A 19539-nucleotide genomic window follows, 5' to 3' on the forward strand; every position below is an offset into this window, starting at 1 on the left:
TCAATGTTAATGCACAAGCTTATCTGTTGCAATGATCAGTAAGTAAATACCATACCAAATTATTACGCTACCTAATATTATTCGTGTCCAAGGGTGGTTAAACAGGGTGCTTAGTTTTTTTGCACTAACGCCTATTGTGATCATCGCGGGAAAGGTGCCTAGTGCAAAACACAGCATTACTAATGCACCATCAAGCGCATTTGCGCTGGTCATGGCCCAAGTAAGTGCTGAATAAACTAAACCACAGGGTAACCAGCCCCATAAAGCGCCGTATCCAAGTGCTTTAAATGGCGAGTTAATCGGCATTAAATATTTATTAAATTTAACTAGGTGTTGCCAAACTAAGGTTTTACCTACTTTTTCGAGCCATTGTAAGGTAGCTGCTAAGCGCATTATATATACCCCTACCAACAACATAAAAATGCCTGCTATAAAAGACAGTGATAATGCAAAAACAGAGTTTTGCGTGGCAAATTTACTGCTAATGCCTGCCACTAATGCGCCTGCAAGCATGTAACTCAGCGCTCGGCCTATATTATAAGCAAAAGAGTAAATGAGGGTTTGGCGTTTATTACTGGCTAATTGCAATGAGCTGGCTATGCCACCACACATTGCAATGCAATGGCCGCTGCCAATTAGGCCCATTAAAAAAGCACTGACAAAAATAGGGTCAATCATTACTTTTGTTATGCTGCTCTTTGTCATCTTCAAACAAGATACTATGGCCTTGTTTATTTAAATCAGAAAATTGCTCGCCTTTTACTGCCCAAAAAAATACTCCTATAGCTATTAGTACAAATAAAATAGCGATAGGAACTAAAATGTAAATTATGCTCATAACTTTAACAGCCTTAATGAGTTGCATATCACAATAATTGAGCTGGTCGACATACCAATAACAGCCATCCACGGTGCAACCAGCCCCATTGCAGCTAACGGTAATATTGAGCCATTATACAATAAAGACAAAGTTAAGTTTTGTTTAATAATGCGCCTGGTTTTTTTTGCAACTATTAATAGGTGCTCGATTGAGGCTAAATCGCTATTGAGCAAAACCACGTCGGCGCTGTTTTTTGAAATGTCGGCCCCGGTTTCCATGGCGATTGATAAGTGCGCGCTGGCAAATACTGGGCTGTCGTTTACCCCATCACCTACCATGGCAACCACTTCACCTTGTGTTGACCATTGCTCAACTGCTGTTTGTTTGTCTTTAGGACTACAACCCGATTGCACGCTGTGTAATTTAAGTTTTTTTGCTATACGTTGCCCCGCATCAGATGCGTCGCCAGTAAGCATATGACACGTTAACTTATGCGTTTGTAGAGCGTTAATTAAAGTACTCGCATCATCTTTTATTTTATCGACAAAGTAAAAACGGGCAATAGGTTGCTGATTAATATACAAAGTTGCTTGCGCGTTGGTTTTTTTACTATTAAACCAGCCACTTTTACCAATAGCATAATGAGTGTCGTTATACTGTGCGCTGATCCCTTTGCCAGGGTGTAATTGAATGTCGTTAAGTTTATGCCCTGGTACTTTATATTGGCTAAACGCACGGGCAATTGGGTGCTCTGAATAGCTCTCTAGTTGGGCTGCAATCTCAAGTACTTGATTTTTAGTGTACTCTTCACTGAGTATATCGACCGCATCTAAGCTAAAGCGTCCTTGGGTTAGCGTGCCGGTTTTATCAAATGCGAATAAAGTGATTTTAGATAGAGTTTCGAGCACATGCGCTTGTTTTATTAAAATACCTTTACGAGTAAGGTTGGCTACCGAACAGGTTAATGCGGTTGGAATAGCTAAACTTAGCGCGCAAGGACACGTAGCCACGAGTACAGAAATAGTGATCCAAAATGCTTGCTCAGGGGCAATTTGATACCAGCCAAATGCGGTTACCGATGCAAATATAAGTAACACAGCCACAAACCACTGAGCAACTTTATCTGTAATTTCTACTAGTTTAGGGCGTTTAGTAAGTGCATTGTGTTGTAGACGAATTATTTGATTTAGCAGCGTGCTTTGACCTATTTTATTGATTTTTATTTCAATAATACCGTCATGATTGACTGTGCCGGCGTAAACACTGTGATTAATAAACTTATTAACCGGCAGGTGCTCTCCGGTCATCATTGATTCATCAACGCTGGTTTTACCTTTAATTAAAATTCCATCGGCAGGAATGGTTTCGCCGGCTTTAATTAGAATAATATCGTTTAATTTAAGCTTTTTAGCGGCAATAATATGTTCTTGGCCATTTGCATCGAGAGTACGGGCGGTTAGTGGCAATAACTTTTGTAAGTTAGCTGTAAATTCACTGGCTTTTAATCGTGCTCTAAATTCTAGATATTTACCTAATAACAATAAAAAGGTAAACATACATACCGATTCAAAGTACACCTCACCCACTTGCATAAATGTAGCGTAACAACTAGCACCAAATGCACCAAAAATAGCCAGCGAGACAGGTAAATCCATATTGAGTTGTTTTGCTTTTAAGCCATTTATAGCATTAGTTAAAAAGGGCAGTGCGCTATATAAAATAACCGGAGAAGCTAAAACGAGGCTGATCCACCTAAAGTATTCCTCAAAATTACTGTCCATTCCGGAGAACATGCCAAAGTACATAGCAAAGGCAAACATCATCACTTGCATGGTCATTAAACCGGCTACACCTAAGCGGCGAATATAGGCTTTTGCGGTTTGCTGTTTTTGCTGTGCTTCTAAGTCGGACTGAAACGGATAGGCTTTATAGCCAATTTTAGCAAGGCTAGTAATAATTTCGCTCAATGGGGTGGCGGTTTTATCCCATTGCACCATAGCGCGGTTAGTTGAGGTATTAACATCAACACGCTTTACTGTTTTTAAACTAAGTAATTGCTTTTCTATAAGCCATGCACAAGCTGCGCAGGTTATACCTTCTACGCTGAGCAATACTTCTGAGAAGTTGTCATTGGTCGTTATAAATTCGTCTTGAATATCTTCATTGTCGTAGCTTTTAATAAAGGCGAGTTGCTCTGGTACTAACTGCTCTACTTTACCAGCTTGAACGGTACGATATTTATAATAGTCGGTCATACCTTGATCAATAATATTTTGCGCAACGGCTTGGCAGCCAATGCAACACATTGGCTGAGATTTATTATCAATTACTACGTGTGCGCTAAACCCGTTAGGTACACTTTCAAGGCAATGAAAGCAATTTATAGACATACTAAATACTACTTATAATTAGGCGTAACTAAAACAGCAAGGGTGGTTGGTAAGGTAATGTTTTCTTTTAGCTTCCAGCTACCATCAATAGGCTCAATAAATACCGAATAAGCACCGTCGGTAAACCCGTCAAGTAATGCGGTAAATTCTTGATTAGCATTAGGCGTTAGCGTGGCTTCAAAGTCATGCGCTTTAATTGTACGATGATAAAACGACAGTTTTAATGCATGTATGTTGTTCGTATCGCCTTTGGTAAATTTAAAACCAACGCGCTCACTGGTAACATTCAGCTCGCCATGTAAGTATAAAGCTTTTGCCTTATCAAACTTAGTAAGCTCTAAGTTAATTGCTTTGCCTTTTTTATAGTAGTCATCTACCACCATATCAGGGCCATTGCCTATGGCGGTAAAGAATAAGCTAATGCAGCCAATAATTGCAGCAGAGGGAAAAAAGATTAAAAACCAAGGCCAAAAATTTTTATACCACGGAGTAGGTTGCATAGTTACTCTAAAATAAAATGAAGATGCGGCTATACTATAATAAATATTTGTAAAAGACTAAAAAAAAGCCTCCGAGTGGAGGCTTTTTTGATCTGGATTAATCTATTGAATTTAAAAGATTAAATATTCGTTAACGGTGTAACTATTTAGCTTGAGATAAGCTGTAAACGTAAGCCGTTAGTAGGTGTATTTTATCTTCACCTAAAATATCTTTCCACGCTGGCATTACACCGGCACGACCATGGTTAAGTGTTTCTTCAACAGCACGTTGAGAACCGCCATATAACCAAACGTTGTCGGTTAGGTTAGGTGCACCAAAGGGTAAGTTGTGTGCAACAGAGCCTTTACCGTCAGCACCATGACATGCAGCACACATAGCCCACTTAGCTTCGCCGGCAGCAGCGTCTTTTTGGTTTACAGTACGACCTGAAAGGCTAAGTACATGAGCGGTCATTTCTTTAACGCCTTGCTCACCTAATGCAGCACCCCAAGGTGGCATTGCTGCTATACGCCCGTAAAGTAATGTTTCTTTAATTTTATCGGGTGTGCCGCCATATAACCAATCATTATCAGTTAGGTTAGGAAAGCCAGTACCACCACGCGCGTCAGAACCATGACACTGAGAACAGTTTTGTGCAAAAAGACGTTGGCCAATTTCAATTGCTAGCTGACCTTGTGTCTCGGCATGTTTTTCACCATTTTCAAGTGCAACTTGCTGTGCTGCGTCACCTTCAAATTTAGACTCAACCAATTTTACTACAGGTATTTGTGCCAGTTCATTAAAAATAGGACCAAAACGTGCATCTGCAACGCGGTACTCAGCGTCCAGTTTTACAAAGCGACCTTCTTCTTTAGCAAGTTCTACTGCTTCTTTAGACTCAGCCAAAGAAGTAATACCTTGGTTAGAACTAGTCCACTTACCTAACCCTTCCCAGTTACCTAAACCTGGGTAAGCTGCTAAGTAATAAACAGACCAAATAAATGTTGCAAAGAACATGTAAGTCCACCACTTTGGTAGTGGATTATTTAGCTCTTCAATTCCATCATATACATGTCCACAGCTTTCACCTTCAGGTACACCAGCGTAGTTTTTTAAATTCCACACGAGTAAACCAAACAAAATGAACAAACATGATAGGGTTAATACAATAACCCAAATACTCCAAAAGCTAGTCATTTCTCAGACCCCTTTTCCTCGTTAGAGAGCGTATTGTTGTGTTTTTTTTCATCTTCGAAAATAACATTAGCAGCGTCTTTAAAACGTGTTTTACTACGTTTGCTGTATGCCCAAGCAACAATCACAATAAATAGTACTAAAATTACCAGAGTTAAAATGCCTCTGTATGTCCCATAATCCATAATTAGTTACTTCAAGTGGGTGCCAAGCTGTTGCAAATAAGCGATAAGGGCTTGCATTTCTGTTGCACCTTTACCGTCATTCATTGCATCAACTTTGGCAACATCAGCGATTAATTCTTCATCACTACCGTAACCTAAACCATCGTAACGGTCGGTACGGCTATCGATTCCAAATGTGTCACGGAAAATTTTAAGTTTATTCAAAGTCAAGCTTGTATCAAGCGTATTCTCTGCTAACCAAGGAAAGCCTGGCATGTTCGACTCAGGAACCACAGCACGTGGGTCAACTAAGTGAGCATAATGCCAGTCATCCGAATAACGTTTGCCTACACGAGCTAAGTCAGGACCAGTACGTTTAGAACCCCAAAGGAAAGGGTGATCCCAAACAGATTCACCAGCAACTGAATAGTGGCCATAACGCTCAACTTCGTCACGAAAAGGGCGGATCATTTGTGAGTGACAGTTAGAACAACCCTCACGTACATATAGATCTCGGCCTTCCATTTCAAGTGCAGTTAACGGACGTAGTCCGTCAACTGGTTTAGTTGTATCGTCTTGAAACATTAGCGGAGTAATTTCAACTAATGCACCAAAGCTAATTGCGAAAACGGTCAAGATAGCCATAAGGCCAATGTTTTTTTCGACTATTTCGTGTTTGTTTTGTGAATTTTTATTGCTCATTATCTCACTCCGTTATGCTAATTGTGCTTGTTCGTCTAATTGCAGCGAATCGTTCTTCGCTGCCACTGTACGATAAACGTTATAAGCCATAACTAGCATACCTACTACGATGAACACACCACCAATAAAGCGTATAACATAGAAAGGATGAGATGCCTCTAAAGACTGTACAAAGCTATACATTAATGTGCCATCAGAGTTAACTGCACGCCACATTAGACCTTGCATTACACCTGAGATCCACATTGCTACTATGTATAAAACAACACCAACAGTGTGTAACCAAAAATGTGTGTTAATTAATTTAACGCTGTACATACGACCTTGCGAGAATAGCGCAGGGATTAAGTGGTAAATAGCGCCGATAGATATCATTGCAACCCAACCTAATGCACCTGAGTGAACGTGTCCTACAGTCCAGTCGGTGTAATGAGAAAGCGCGTTTACAGATTTAATTGCCATCATTGGGCCTTCAAACGTAGACATACCGTAAAAAGATAATGAAACAACTAAGAAACGTAAAACAGGGTCAGTACGAAGCTTATGCCATGCACCAGATAACGTCATAATACCGTTAATCATGCCACCCCAAGATGGAACGAAGAGGATAATAGACATAACCATACCTAAACTTTGCGTCCAATCAGGAAGCGCAGTGTAGTGAAGGTGATGAGGGCCTGCCCAAATATAAAGCGAAATAAGCGCCCAAAAGTGAACCACTGATAAGCGGTAAGAGTAAACAGGACGGCCTGCTTGTTTTGGTACAAAGTAATACATCATACCTAAAAAGCCAGCTGTTAATAAAAAGCCAACGGCATTGTGTCCGTACCACCACTGTACCATTGCATCAACTGCACCAGCATAAATGGAATACGATTTAGTTAACGACACAGGTACAGCCATACTGTTTACAATATGAAGTACAGCAACCGTAATGATAAAGCCAGCATAGAACCAGTTAGCTACATATATATGAGACACTTTACGCTTTGCGATTGTGCCCATAAATACTACGGCATAAGTTACCCATACAACGGCTATTAAAATATCAATTGGCCACTCAAGTTCTGCATATTCTTTAGAACTTGTAATACCCAAAGGTAGTGTAATAACAGCAAGCACAATAACAAGCTGCCAACCCCAAAATGTAAAGGCTGCTAATTTATCTGAAAGAAGGCGCGTTTGACAGGTACGTTGAACGACGTAATAAGACGTCGCAAAAAGTGCACTTGTACCAAATGCGAAAATAACTGCGTTCGTGTGTAACGGACGAAGTCGAGAGTATGTTAACCATGGTGTATCAAAGTTAAGTGCTGGCCAAGCTAGTTGGGCAGCAATCAGAACCCCAATACTCATGCCAACGATGCCCCAAATCACTGTCATAATAGCGAATTGGCGTACAACTTTATAGTTGTACTCAGTGTGTGATGCTACTGTCTGGCTCATTTTCTGGCTTCCGCTGCAATAAATGCGTTTAGAAATGAATTACCCACCTAAAAAAAGTGGGGCCTACTATTACTTCACAAGCTTGCCATCTAAAACATTAAAAATACGATTATTTTAGAAAACAGACTCGAGAAACCCTTATTTTTTTGCGGTTGAAATGATAAAATTTTTGGCTTAAAAAAGATAGGTCAATTACATAATATTATGACATCAATCAAACTTTACTAGCTTGCTGTTTACTTTTTGAGGTGAATTGTACGTTATTTGTAATAAAAGTGTGATTTGACCTTGTGACTATTAAATTAGTGCCAGCCATTATTTTTTGGATTGTGAGTACCTGCCACATGTATATATATAGAGTATGTTTGTTTTTTTTACTAATTTTTTTAGTTGCGTGTGATTATTCAAAAACCAGCGATACACAACAATTAAAAAACCTTGCTTGCGAAGCCGGTTTACCCTGTACTTTTCCAAATGGCGTTAAAGTGTGGCTTAGCGATGGTGATTTATCCCCTGAAACACCATTCTCCATATTTTCCGAGTTACCTAAAGGGCATGTTATTACGAATGCAAAACTTGAAGGCGTAACTATGTATATGGGGTATATTCCTCAGCAATTTAAGCGCCATGGCAACACTTGGCAAAGTGAAACTATGGTAGGTATTTGCGCTGAAAAAAATATGCTGTGGAAATTAATCCTTAACGTAACCGATGAGGCAACACAGCAAAGCAACTCGGTATATTATTATTTTTACGTTACTTACTAAACATGCCATTGCTTATACTACTTATTAAGTAGCTCGCTTAATTTGCAGCAGGGAGATAAGCATTCTGGTTGAGATCAGTTTAGTTGTGCTTACTCTCTTTAAGTTAAGCGTTACTTTTTATTTCTTGGCGCAGAAAAGCTAAATCCACAGAGGGTTAGCTTTAGCGCAAGAAGATTAAGCCTACAATAAGAGTACTTCGTACACTCACATCATTTTAGCTAGCACTTAGCACTCCTGCCTTTTGTTATTTTTACTTTCTCTTTTTAATTTCGAAAAATGCAAAAATGGTATTTGGTTGAATTAAGTGTACTACTAGGTTTGAGGCAATCATTGCGTCATTAAATTGGTGAATAATTTACTTGTTTAATCTTGGCTGAATAAAAAATCTCTCCTTTAAAAGCTATATATGCGTTAAATCAGACTAATTAATTACTCAAAGCGCATAAATATAGTTATCAATTAACATCTAGTTTTACGGTTTTAATAACCTACTGTGATTAACTTGTTAAATTACCGGTTAAAGGTACATTGTTGAGTTAATTACATTTAATTACAAAGTCCATTAGTTTGATTTCACCTGTGCTTTTAATGTAGCGCAATTTGTTTAACGCATTGATTTTGATGTGTATTTATTAATTAACAAGGAAACATGGTGTAACGTTTGTACCTTTTTTGGGTGTTGTGTTTTTCGGTTGGTTTTTAATTAGCCTTTCGTTAAGTTTTTGTTCAGTTAATCACGCCTAAGTTGCTGTTTTCTGACTCACAATTCTTATAAAAGTGAGCATTACCATTTAGGTAAATTTTCAACAAGTAGGGTTCATCCATGAAAAAATCAACTCTTGGCTTAGCGGTTATCGCTGCTATTCCAATGTTCTCAAGTGTGCAAGTTTTAGCGGCTGACGAAGCGGCAAAATCAATTGAAAAAATTCAAGTAACGGGTTCTCGTATTAAGCGTACCGACATGGAAACGTCTAGTCCTGTTACTCTTATTGGTGCAGATGACATCAAAGCGATGGGCGCAACGAGTATTGATAGCGTTTTACAAAAAATGACTGCTGCAAGTGGCGCTATGACCAATCCTGCAGTTAATAATGGTTCAGGTGGTAATGCACGAGTTGATCTTCGTGGTTTAGGCGCACAGCGTACTTTAGTACTAGTAAATGGCCGACGCATGATTAACTCAGGCACAGGTGCTGCATCTACAGTTGATTTGAATACCATTCCAGTATCTATGATTAAACAAGTTGAAGTGTTAAAAGATGGTGCTTCAGCAGTTTATGGAACAGATGCAGTAGCTGGTGTAGTAAACATCATATTAAAAGATGATTTTGAAGGCCTTGATATGAACCTTAGCGGTGCTATCACTGGCGAAGGCGATGCTGATGAAACTTCATTTGATATCACAATGGGGTCAAGTTTTGATCGCGGTAATGTTGTTATAGGCTTACAGTACACAGACCGTGGTGATGCAAATCAAGCAGACCGTGACTTCTCAAATTGTCCAATTGAAGAAAACTTTGCAGATAAGAGTTTTTATTGTGGAGGTTCTCCATACAGTCCGAACGGTCGAGTATGGGGTACAACTGCTGATCTACAAGGTCAAGCAGATGGTCAGTGGCATGATTATGTAGCAGAAAATGATGCTTATAACTTTGCACCGGATAGTTACTTATATACACCAATGCGTCGTTTAAACCTTACAGGTATTGGTCATTTTGAATTAACTGATGAGACGCGTTTATTCACAGAGTTTACATACTCTAAACGTTGGTCTACTCAACAAATGGCACCACAACCAGTATGGTTTGACTTTAATTATGACCAAGCTGCAATGGGTGATTCACTAATATCACACGGTGTTACTGACGGGGAAGCTATTTCATACGGTCGCCGTATGACTGATATTGGTCCTCGTGGCTATGAACAAGTAGTTGATACAGTACGCGCAGTTATTGGCCTTGATGGTGCATTTGATAATGGTTGGGGCTGGGATACATCTGTAGTATTTGGTCGTAATGATGCTGTAGATCGCGCCACAAATTTATTAAATATGGGTTCTATTCAAAAAGATATAGGTACGGGTAACTTCAATCCTTTAGATCAAAGTGATTGGAGTGCAGGTAATTTAGCTGAATATAACTACACGGAAAATAACTCAGGCGGAAGCCAATTACTTGTTTTATCTGCAGGCTTAAACGGCGAAGTGGTTGAACTACCAGCTGGCTATGTAGGTTTTGCTGCTGGTATTGAGCGTCGTGAAGAAAAAGCATGGTATATACCTGACTCATTAACATCACAAGGCCTAGCTAATGATCCACGTGTAGAGCCAACGGGCGGTCGTTTTGCAGTTAACGAAGCGTATGTTGAGTTTGCAGTACCGCTAGTTGCAGATACAGTGTTTGCTGATAGCATTGATTTGAGTGCTGCTGTGCGTGCATTTGATTATAGTACTTTTGGTTCAGATGAAACATGGAAACTTGGTTTAACATGGCGTGTAAATGATGAGCTAATGCTTCGTGCTGTTCGTTCAACTGCTTTTCGTGCTCCAACAGTTTCAGAGCTATACCAAGGTAAATCACCTTCATTTGAACGAGTCGAGTTCCCAGGAGCGCAGGATCAAGCTGAAGTAACCGTAGGTGGTAATGATAATTTAAGCCCCGAGCTTGCTGATACCGTGACGGCTGGTTTTGTGTATGCACCATCTTGGTTTGAAGGTTTTTCAATGACAGTTGATTACTACGAAATTGAAATTGAAAATGCAATCTCAAGTGTTAATAATCAATATATTGTGAATAGCTGTCTTGATTCAGCATCAGGTAACAATATTAATGAAAATACAGCACTCTGTCAGTCTGCAGGTGTTAAATTTAACCAAAGTACAGGTCGTATTAGCTTTAATAATCAGTTACAAAATATTGGCGCTGAAACAACAAAAGGTTACGATGTAAACTTTAAGTATGCATTCGAAGCTGCAGGTCTTAATTGGCGCACTGGTCTAGATGTAACCATTTTAGACGAATATATAGTTGATTCAGGTACTAGCACGATTGATTATACTGGCCTTGTAACGTCTAGTAGCGGTAGCTATGCAAAAGTTAAGTCAAACTTCACACTAAATGTTTCAGGTGATAATTGGGATACACAATATCAAGCTCGTTTAATCGATGGCCTTGATAGCTATTCATGTCTTGCTGCTGACAGTGAGTGTTTAGTGCCGAGCGTTGGTACTGTTGTTTACCATGACTTAAGTGGTTCATATGTAATAAATGATACTGTTTCTTTATCTGCAGGTGTTAATAACTTGTTTGACAAGCAAGCACCTTATTACACAGGCAACAATGATTCAAACACTGACCCGTATACCTATGACGTATTAGGTCGTCGTTTCTTTGCTGGAATCAATATTAAGTACTAATTAAATACAGTACCATAAATATTTTAAGGCCTAGTTTTTACTAGGCCTTTTTTATTGAACAAAATACTTCAGGCAAGTACACTAAGGAGCTATATTACAAGGAGATTTAATTGTTAAAGCAAGATGAGAATTTATCTTTTATTATTGAACCGCAGCTGGGCCAACGCTCAGAGCAACGCCTTGATTTATACTTTTCTATTCCCAACGAAATGGGCGTGAATGCACAAACCCTTAGTGAAGAATCCTATTTTAATAATCAATTTAAATCTTATTTAGCTTATAACGCCAATAATATTCACCTACCGCTAGTGCGAAGCCGTTTTGTAAGTAAAAACAAAGGTGAGCAGCGAGATTACCGACAAAACCTCAATTTGTATTGTTATCAGGTGCGCTTGGCTATTGATGCAGATATTAAAGAAACCCTCAAAATAGAAGACCCTGATGAATTTTATCAACGGGCGGGTGAGCTGTGCGAGCAAAGCCAAAGCTTATTAAGAAAACTAAGACGTTATACCCCTGAAGATGAAAAGCTAATTTCATTTTACACCAATGCCGATAACTACCTTAGTTGGCAAATAGAGCAGTCGTTTTTAAAACTGCTCGATGAAGGACCACGCAGTAGTGACTATGCAAAAGAGCGCAACGACTTAGTTAACTTTTGTAAGTCAGAAAACAGCTATCGCGAAGAGCAACAATATAATTCAGAATCAACCCTTAAAGATGCAAACCGCATTACTAATAAAATGCGGTTATTGCAGCGTTTAATTGAACATGGTGTAATTTTAAACCGCCAAACTCGCTACCTTAATAGTTATTTAAAACGTTTAGTTAAGGGCTCGGTAACCGCTGTAATTATGGCGTTAGTGATGATAGTTATACTCAACGCACGCGCTACTTTTACAGAAGTTACTGCAACATTAATCTTAATATTGGGGCTTATTTATGGCCTTCGCGAAATATTTAAAGAAGATATAACCCGAATTATTTGGCGCGCTATTGTACGTGGGCGGCCTAAGTGGCGGTTTGTTTTTAAAAATAGCGTGACCAAAGACAAAGTTGCGAGCCAGCTTATTTGGTTAGAATATACGCGCTTTAAAAATATTCCAAAAGAAGTCCGTGCTATTTTCTCCAAACGCCGGCAACAAAATAAGCTCGCTGCACAGTGGTTACACTTTGCAAGCGAAACACGTGTAAATGCCCGAGAGTTTTTACCAGGTTACGATAGTTTGCATCAAACACTGCAGTTTAGCCTTGCGCCGTTTTCTCGCTATCTTAAAAAAGGTGAGGGTAAGTTATATCATCTTGAGAGTAATAAGGTTTCTAAGCAGGCTGTAGAGCGGCGTTATCAATTAAATATGGTATTAGTGCTAACCGAGCGAGATAAAAAGCTGTATCAGCGTTATAAAATAACCATGAACCGCAGTAAAATAGTTAATATTGAACTTATTTACTCTGATGACGGTACTAAGCAGGAATAACAAAGGCTGTAACCGGTTACATCCCATGTTATTCCTCTAAAGGGTTAGCGTTAGTTGTTCGCTAACCCTTTTTTGGTAAATAAAGTTACTTTGTTTGATACGAGTATAACTTCGATATTTTTAGCATCGTCACCCCAAACGCAGTTGGTATGCAGTGTTTTTTCTACGCAGTTATCAGCGCTTCCTAAAAAAACTTCGACTTCTGATTTATCCATACCAATTTTTATTTTTTCGTAGTTCTCTACATTTACTTTAGAACATGCTGCTAGGCTTAGCGTTGCTGCAATAATCAGGAGTTTTTTCATTGTTATTTCCTATGTGTTAAATAACATCATATTAATGTTTGAATTTTCTAATTTGGACGATCATCCCCATTCTAGGGTGATCAAAATAGTGTATTTCTTCACTTATTACTCGTCTAAATTGTGAAAAACGAGCGGCTTCTATTTCACCACTATCGTGCTTTTGGCTAATATCGAAATTAGCGGTTATGTATAAATAATGGCGTAAATGTATTTTAAATAAACCGTCGAGTTCCCACTTCATAGTGGGTTCTTTAGGTGCATTAAAAAAGGAATCTTGCGAGTTAACCAAACTAATAAAGTCTGGGTTTGCATAACTTGGGGCGCTAGGCTCTGCACTTTTAATATGCTCACCAGCGATTAAATGCATGCTAGGTGCACGCGACTTACTTGCCCCTTCAAAACGCCAGCCAGTATGTAATAGTGGCGTTAACCCTTTGCGCTCTAGGGCTTGGCGTTGGCTGTTAAATTGCAGTTGTGTTGGTGCTAAAAGGTATGTTTGCTGCATTGTATCTTGTGCAGCTACAAGCGGTGTTACCGGTAGGTGTTCATAACTTTTTAAATAATCAATACTGTTATCACACACCCCAGATTGCTGTTTTGAGTTAACTAAAGAATCTGTAAAAGAGCGTTTTTCAAAGCGTGTATCGCCATCAATACACGCTTGCATAGCTTGCTCAGTGTAAAGTGGGGTGAGTAAATCAAGTGTGTTTTTATCTTCAATAGCTGGTTTTTTAAGGCTAAAGTCTTCTTGTAAGTACGGAGCAGGGCGTTGTTTAAATACCAGCACTTCTACTTCAAACCAGCGCTCAGCAATTGCGGTGCTGCTAAATAAGCAGCATAAAATAATAAGCGATTTTTTTAGCAACATTAATGGCTAACCTTTTTTTCGAAATCTGCAAGCATTGCAGTGACCATTTTCAAGCGTTCGCGGGCATTTGCCTCGCTAATAACAAAGCGCAGTTTATTTGCGCCATCCATTTTGTACACGCGCGGTGCACTTTGTATCAAGCCTATGATGAAGCTAGGATTAACCTTAGTGTTTTGGCTAAATTCAAAGTAACCACCTTTCGGGTTTGCCTCAATTTTTGTTATACCTAAATCACTTGCTCGCATTTTTAATTGCTGCAGGCTAAAGAGGTTTTTAGCCGCGTCGGGTAATAAGCCAAAGCGGTCGATTAATTCTACCTGCAATTCGTCCATATCGGCAACATTAGCACAACTAGCAACGCGCTTGTACATACCTAAACGTGCGTTCACATCGTAAATATAATCATCGGGTAATAAAGCCGGTAGCTTTAAGTCTACCTCAGTTTGTTTTTGCAAGAGGTTTTCAAGGGTGGGCTCTTTGCCTTCTCGCAATGCTTTTACTGCTTGTTCAAGCATTTCCATGTATAAGCTAAAGCCAATGGTTTGCATTTGTCCTGATTGATCATCACCTAAAAGCTCACCCGCACCACGAATTTCTAAATCGTGGGTTGCTAGTGCAAAACCTGCGCCTAAGTCTTCTAATGACTCTATTGCTTGTAAGCGTTTGCTTGCATCTTTAGAAAGAGCTTTAGGATCGCCTGTTAATAAGTAGGCATAAGCTTGGTGATGGCTGCGACCAACACGTCCACGTAATTGATGTAACTGCGCTAAACCTAGTTTGTCGGCTCTATCCATAATTATGGTGTTAGCAGTTGGTATGTCAATACCGGTTTCTATTATAGTGGTACACACTAATACGTTGTATTTTTGGTGGTAAAAGTCAGCCATTATTTGCTCAAGCTCTTGCTCGCGCATTTGCCCATGTGCACTGGTTACGCTTGCCTCGGGCACCCATTCACTTATTTCTTGTGCTACGCGCTCAATTGTCTCTACGTTATTATGTAAAAAGTAAACTTGGCCACCGCGTTTAATTTCTCGCAGTACTGCTTCACGTATTAATTCTACATCGCGTTGACGCACAAAGGTTTTTACTGCTAAACGCTTTGCAGGTGGAGTGGCAATAATAGATAAGTCGCGCATACCGCTCATGGCCATATTTAAGGTACGCGGGATAGGCGTTGCAGTTAAAGTGAGTATGTCGACATCGGCGCGTAGCGCTTTAATCTTCTCCTTTTGGCGCACCCCAAAGCGATGTTCTTCATCAACAATTAATAAGCCTAAATCGTTAAATATAATATCAGCCTGGATCAGTTTATGAGTACCAATGACAATATCGAGCTTGCCGTTGGCCATTTTTTCAAGCGTGTCTTTTTGCTCTTTAGGTGAGTTAAAACGCGACAGTACACCTACCTCAATAGGAAAGTCGGCAAAACGGTCTTTAAAGTTTTCAAAGTGTTGTTGGGCAAGTAATGTTGTAGGCACCAAAATAGCTACTTGTTTGTTATCGTTAACAGCTACAAATGCGGCGCGCATGGCGACTTCGGTTTTGCCAAAGCCTACATCGCCACACACTAAACGGTCCATGGCTTGTTTTGACTGCATATCGCCTAATACGGCTTCTATGGCGTTGCGTTGATCGTCGGTTTCTTCAAACGGAAAGCTGTCGCTAAATTGGCGATAAGCTGGGGCATCAAGGGTAAATTTATTACCTGGTTTTGCTTGGCGCTGAGCGTAAATGTCAAGTAATTCAGCGGCTACATCGCGCACTTTTTCAGCAGCACGTTTTTTAGCTTTGTCCCATGCATCTGAGCCAAGTTTATGCAGTGGTGCACTGGCTTCTTCGCCGCCCGAATAACGACTTAGCATATGCAGCGCCGAAACCGGTACATACAATTTTGCTTCACTGGCGTAAGTAATGGTAACAAATTCAGTGGTAATGCCTGCGGCATCTATGGTTTGCAAACCTTGATAGCGACCAACGCCGTGATCAAGATGCACAATAGGTTGGCCTTCTTTAAGTTCGGCTAAGTTACGAATTAGTGCATCTTGGCTGGCTTGGTATTTATGCTTACGGCGACGGCGCTGCGATACTTTTATGCCAAGCAGTTCTTGTTCGGTGATAATAGATAAACTAGGTTTAGTACCTAATACAACACTTTGCTCCAGTGGGCTAACAATTAGGCCAACATCGCTTTGGCTTTTTGTAAACTGCTCAAAACTAGTAAATTCTTTAAACTTTAAGCCGCTAGGTTTTAATACTCCCAGTAATGACTCGCGCCGGCCATCCGACTCTACGCTTAGTAAAATACGGCCTTTGTGCTTTTTTTGCGCCGCTACATAGTTTATAAACGCACCGTAAGGTTCGCTTTGTTTATGATCAATGCGAATAACAGGTAATTCACTAACAGTTAAATTTTTATTGCCTGCTTTTGTACCTAGTTTTGCTTGAGATAAGCGAATACGCGCATAATTCCCTAAATTAGCAAACAATTCATTAATGGGTTGATACAGCGCGCTTGGCTCTAATAATGGACGCAGTGGGTCTACGCGGCGGTTTTCATAGCGCACGTTTACGTCATGCCAAAAATTATCGGCGGCATGTTCTAAATCACCGAGCTGCATTACCGTTGTGGTTTCAGGTAGGTAATCAAAAATAGTGGCCAGTTGCTCGAAAAACAGTGGCATATAATATTCTATACCGGCGGGCCAATTACCTTTACTCACTTGCATGTAAACAGAATCTTGCTGCGCGCTGGCACCAAACTTCTCACGGTACGCTATTCTAAAGCGTTCAATGTCGGCTTCGTTAGTGGGGAATTCGTGTGCCGGGAGCAGTTCAATTTTATCTACTTTTTCATCTGAGCGCTGGGTTTCAACATCAAATAAACGAATGCTGTCGAGCTCGTCGTCAAAAAAGTCGAGTCTAAAAGGATGCGGGCTGCCCATAGGGTATAAGTCGACAATAGAGCCGCGAATGGCGTACTCGCCGTGCTCCATTACTTGCTGTACGTTTAAATAACCCGCTTGTTCTAAATTATTTCTGAAATTATGAGTATCGAGCTTATCACCCACCTTAAAGTTAATTGTGGACCCATAAATAAACGAAGCCGGGGCGGTGCGCAGCATTAAGGTAGAAACAGGGACAATTAAAACACTTTGTTGCTCGTTTTTGAGCGTATTTAAAGTGGCTAAACGGGCAGAAATAATATCTTGATGAGGAGAAAAGTGGTCGTAAGGCAGGGTTTCCCAGTCAGGAAATATCATTACCGGGTTGTCGGGCAATAAATATTCTAGCTCGGTTTCAAGGCGCAGGGCGCTTGGCGTGTCTGGGGTTACAATTAATACTAAATTGTCTTGTTGTTTTACACCCTCAGCAATAGCAATGCTTAAACCGCTGCCGCTAAGTTGCCCCCATTGAATTTTATCTTTTTGAGATTTCACCCAAGGCAAGGCTGCCCATTGCTCAAACGCCATTTATTACTCCATTTATAAATTGGCCCTAATTTATTATGTAATAAGGGCCAAGTAATTTTATTTAATCGCGGTAAATTTTTGTTAAGTCTTGGTAGTGATCAATTCTGCGGTCGCGTAAATACGGCCAAATACGTCTTACGTTTTCGCTGCGCTGTTGATCAAGCTCAATTACTAAAATTTGCTCGTCAGTATTATTAGCCTCAGCAAGTAATTCACCTTGTGGCCCTGCAATAAAAGAGTTCCCCCAAAATTGAATCCCTTCGCTTTGCTCACTTGGGTCTTGCTCGACTCCAACGCGGTTACAACTAATTACCGGTACACCATTGGCAATCGCATGGGCGCGCTGGCTAATAACCCACGCATCTTTTTGGCGGGTTTGTTCATCGCTATCATCACGCGGATCCCAGCCTATTGCAGTTGGATAAATAAGTAGCTCAGCACCGGCCATTGCCATTAAGCGTGCAGCTTCAGGAAACCACTGATCCCAACATACTAATACGCCCAATTTACCTACTGAGGTTTGAATTGGCTCAAAGCCTAAATCGCCTGGAGTAAAGTAAAATTTTTCGTAAAAACCAGGGTCATCGGGAATATGCATTTTACGGTATTTACCGGCAATACTGCCGTCATTTTCAAGTACTACAGCGGTATTGTGATAAAGGCCGGTAGCACGTTTTTCAAATAACGACGCCACAATTACAATGCTTAACTCTTTTGCCAGCTCACCTAAAGTATGCGTGCTTGGGCCTGGAATGGTTTCGGCTAAATCAAACACGTCTACATCTTCGGTTTGGCAAAAGTACAGGCTACGGTGTAGCTCTTGCAGCACAACTAATTTAGCGCCTTTGTTGGCTGCTTCACGAATTGCGGCAATCGACTTTGCCATATTTTGCTCAGCATTATCGCTATTGCTTTGTTGTACGAGTGCAACGGTTAATTTTGCAGGGCTGGTCATTGAGCTGCTCCAGTTAAAAATCTACGTGGGAGTTGCATTGTTATACAGTGCAAACTGCCAAATTGTTCAATAATAGGTAGGCAATTAATGCCCACAATTGTGTGCTCTGGGTACGCTTGTTGAATTTGCGTTAAGGCGAGCTTATCGCTTACATCATCGTACGTTGGTACTAATACCGTATTATTAATAATTAAGTAGTTAGCATAGGTGGCAGGCAAACGTGTTTGCTCATCGTCATACACTGCTTTGGGCCAAGGTAAGGCAATTAAATTATATGGGGTGTTATCGGTAGTTTTAAAGCCTTGAAGCTGTTTTTCCATCGCATGCAGCGCGTTGTAATGCTCATCGGTTTTATCGTCGCACTGTACATAAACAAGAGTATTGTTTGGTGCAAAGCGAACTAGCGTGTCTATGTGACTGTCGGTGTCGTCGCCCGCTAAATAACCATGGTCAACCCATAAAAAGTCAGTTGCTCCTAAGTGCTGTTTTAACAGTGTTGCAATGTCACTTGGGGTTAAATTTGGGTTGCGGTTTTTATTGAGCAAACATTCACTGGTAGTAAGTAATACGCCGTGTTCGTTTATTTCAATGCCACCGCCTTCAAGCACCATATCTACTGCTTGGTAGTCATTATTTGTATCGCTAAGCTCATTGACTAAAACACGGTTTATTTGATTATCTAAATTACTTGCAAATTTATTGCCCCAACCGTTAAAGGTAAAATCATACACTTTAAGCTGATTAGGGTTATTTATAGCGGCGCAAGTAAGGGGGCCGTGATCGCGTGCCCATGTATCATTTGTTGGTGTAACTACAAAGTGAACACAGTTTGAGGGGACATTGGCGGCGTGCAATAGCGCAATAACATGCTCTTTTACAGGCTCACTGTGCGCTACAATAACTAACTGTTGAACTGCGGTAATATGTTTTGCAAGCGCTACATACACAGGCTCAACGCGTGCTAAGTTTTCAGCCCAATCGGTGTTTTTATGCGGCCAAGTTAGCATAACAGCGTCTTGCTCGGCCCATTCTGGTAAAAGTCTAAAATTCATGAGTAATTGATACAAATTAAGGTAGCGCTA

Annotated in this window: 16 protein-coding genes; 3 read left to right on the top strand and 13 right to left on the bottom strand. The window is 40.3% G+C overall.

What is annotated here, in order from left to right; translation table 11 throughout:
* Positions 1 to 6: 6 nt before the first annotated feature.
* The 8 genes from I6F41_RS08080 to ccoN all read right to left on the bottom strand — a co-directional run bounded on the left by I6F41_RS08080 (position 7) and on the right by ccoN (position 7196).
* The gene (locus I6F41_RS08080; RefSeq protein WP_058373650.1) at positions 7 to 678 is read right to left on the bottom strand and encodes a sulfite exporter TauE/SafE family protein; all 672 of its coding nucleotides are present in this window, start codon (positions 676 to 678) and stop codon (positions 7 to 9) included.
* The gene (ccoS, locus tag I6F41_RS08085) at positions 671 to 838 is read right to left on the bottom strand and encodes a cbb3-type cytochrome oxidase assembly protein CcoS (RefSeq protein WP_008109812.1); all 168 of its coding nucleotides are present in this window, start codon (positions 836 to 838) and stop codon (positions 671 to 673) included. Before ccoS ends, I6F41_RS08080 begins: the two co-directional genes overlap by 8 nt.
* Positions 835 to 3210: a heavy metal translocating P-type ATPase gene (locus I6F41_RS08090; protein WP_197108115.1), complete on the bottom strand. Its 2376-nt coding sequence runs from the start codon at positions 3208 to 3210 to the stop codon at positions 835 to 837. The genes ccoS and I6F41_RS08090 overlap by 4 nt, the downstream gene beginning before the upstream one ends.
* An 8-nt stretch (positions 3211 to 3218) precedes the next feature.
* Complete coding sequence (locus I6F41_RS08095; protein ID WP_197108117.1) at positions 3219 to 3710, bottom strand: FixH family protein; 492 nt, start codon at positions 3708 to 3710, stop codon at positions 3219 to 3221.
* A 142-nt stretch (positions 3711 to 3852) separates the two neighbouring features.
* Complete coding sequence (locus I6F41_RS08100) at positions 3853 to 4887, bottom strand: c-type cytochrome (RefSeq protein WP_011328520.1); 1035 nt, start codon at positions 4885 to 4887, stop codon at positions 3853 to 3855.
* A complete protein-coding gene (locus I6F41_RS08105) occupies positions 4884 to 5069 on the bottom strand; it encodes a cbb3-type cytochrome oxidase subunit 3 (protein WP_011328519.1) in 186 nt (61 codons plus the stop codon). Before I6F41_RS08105 ends, I6F41_RS08100 begins: the two co-directional genes overlap by 4 nt.
* A gap of 6 nt (positions 5070 to 5075) precedes the next feature.
* Positions 5076 to 5750 (bottom strand): cytochrome-c oxidase, cbb3-type subunit II, encoded by a 675-nt coding sequence (gene ccoO / locus I6F41_RS08110; RefSeq protein ID WP_011328518.1) that lies wholly within the window; start codon positions 5748 to 5750, stop codon positions 5076 to 5078.
* A gap of 12 nt (positions 5751 to 5762) precedes the next feature.
* Positions 5763 to 7196, bottom strand: coding sequence for a cytochrome-c oxidase, cbb3-type subunit I (gene ccoN, locus I6F41_RS08115; RefSeq protein ID WP_011328517.1), 1434 nt, complete (start codon positions 7194 to 7196; stop codon positions 5763 to 5765).
* 344 nt (positions 7197 to 7540) lie between these two features.
* Here ccoN and I6F41_RS08120 point away from each other — a divergent pair, with 344 nt between their 5' ends.
* The 3 genes from I6F41_RS08120 (at position 7541) to I6F41_RS08130 (ending at position 12856) form a co-directional block, all read left to right on the top strand.
* Positions 7541 to 7963 carry a hypothetical protein gene (locus tag I6F41_RS08120; RefSeq protein WP_197108120.1) on the top strand — a complete coding sequence of 141 codons (423 nt, stop codon included), beginning with the start codon at positions 7541 to 7543 and terminating at the stop codon, positions 7961 to 7963.
* Positions 7964 to 8786: 823 nt separating this feature from the next.
* The gene (locus I6F41_RS08125) at positions 8787 to 11378 is read left to right on the top strand and encodes a TonB-dependent receptor plug domain-containing protein (RefSeq protein ID WP_182683373.1); all 2592 of its coding nucleotides are present in this window, start codon (positions 8787 to 8789) and stop codon (positions 11376 to 11378) included.
* Between the two features lie 110 nt (positions 11379 to 11488).
* Entirely contained in the window at positions 11489 to 12856 is a 1368-nt protein-coding gene (locus tag I6F41_RS08130; protein WP_011328514.1) for a hypothetical protein, read from the top strand.
* Positions 12857 to 12906: 50 nt separating this feature from the next.
* Here the strand turns inward: I6F41_RS08130 and I6F41_RS08135 are convergent, their stop codons facing one another.
* The 5 genes from I6F41_RS08135 to I6F41_RS08155 all read right to left on the bottom strand — a co-directional run bounded on the left by I6F41_RS08135 (position 12907) and on the right by I6F41_RS08155 (position 19509).
* Positions 12907 to 13161, bottom strand: a complete 255-nt coding sequence (locus tag I6F41_RS08135) for a hypothetical protein (protein WP_011328513.1) — start codon at positions 13159 to 13161, stop codon at positions 12907 to 12909.
* 31 nt (positions 13162 to 13192) lie between these two features.
* Positions 13193 to 14029 (bottom strand): peptidoglycan binding protein CsiV, encoded by an 837-nt coding sequence (locus tag I6F41_RS08140; RefSeq protein WP_197108122.1) that lies wholly within the window; start codon positions 14027 to 14029, stop codon positions 13193 to 13195.
* Entirely contained in the window at positions 14029 to 17502 is a 3474-nt protein-coding gene (gene mfd / locus I6F41_RS08145) for a transcription-repair coupling factor (RefSeq protein WP_197108124.1), read from the bottom strand. Before mfd ends, I6F41_RS08140 begins: the two co-directional genes overlap by 1 nt.
* A 61-nt stretch (positions 17503 to 17563) precedes the next feature.
* A complete protein-coding gene (locus I6F41_RS08150; RefSeq protein ID WP_011328510.1) occupies positions 17564 to 18457 on the bottom strand; it encodes a carbon-nitrogen hydrolase in 894 nt (297 codons plus the stop codon).
* Positions 18454 to 19509, bottom strand: coding sequence for an agmatine deiminase family protein (locus I6F41_RS08155; RefSeq protein WP_197108126.1), 1056 nt, complete (start codon positions 19507 to 19509; stop codon positions 18454 to 18456). The genes I6F41_RS08150 and I6F41_RS08155 overlap by 4 nt, the downstream gene beginning before the upstream one ends.
* Between the last annotated feature and the right edge of the window lie 30 nt (positions 19510 to 19539).

The sequence above is a fragment of the Pseudoalteromonas sp. SCQQ13 genome (genome assembly GCF_015864415.1).
In the GTDB taxonomy this organism is placed as follows: Bacteria; Pseudomonadota; Gammaproteobacteria; order Enterobacterales; family Alteromonadaceae; genus Pseudoalteromonas; species Pseudoalteromonas nigrifaciens.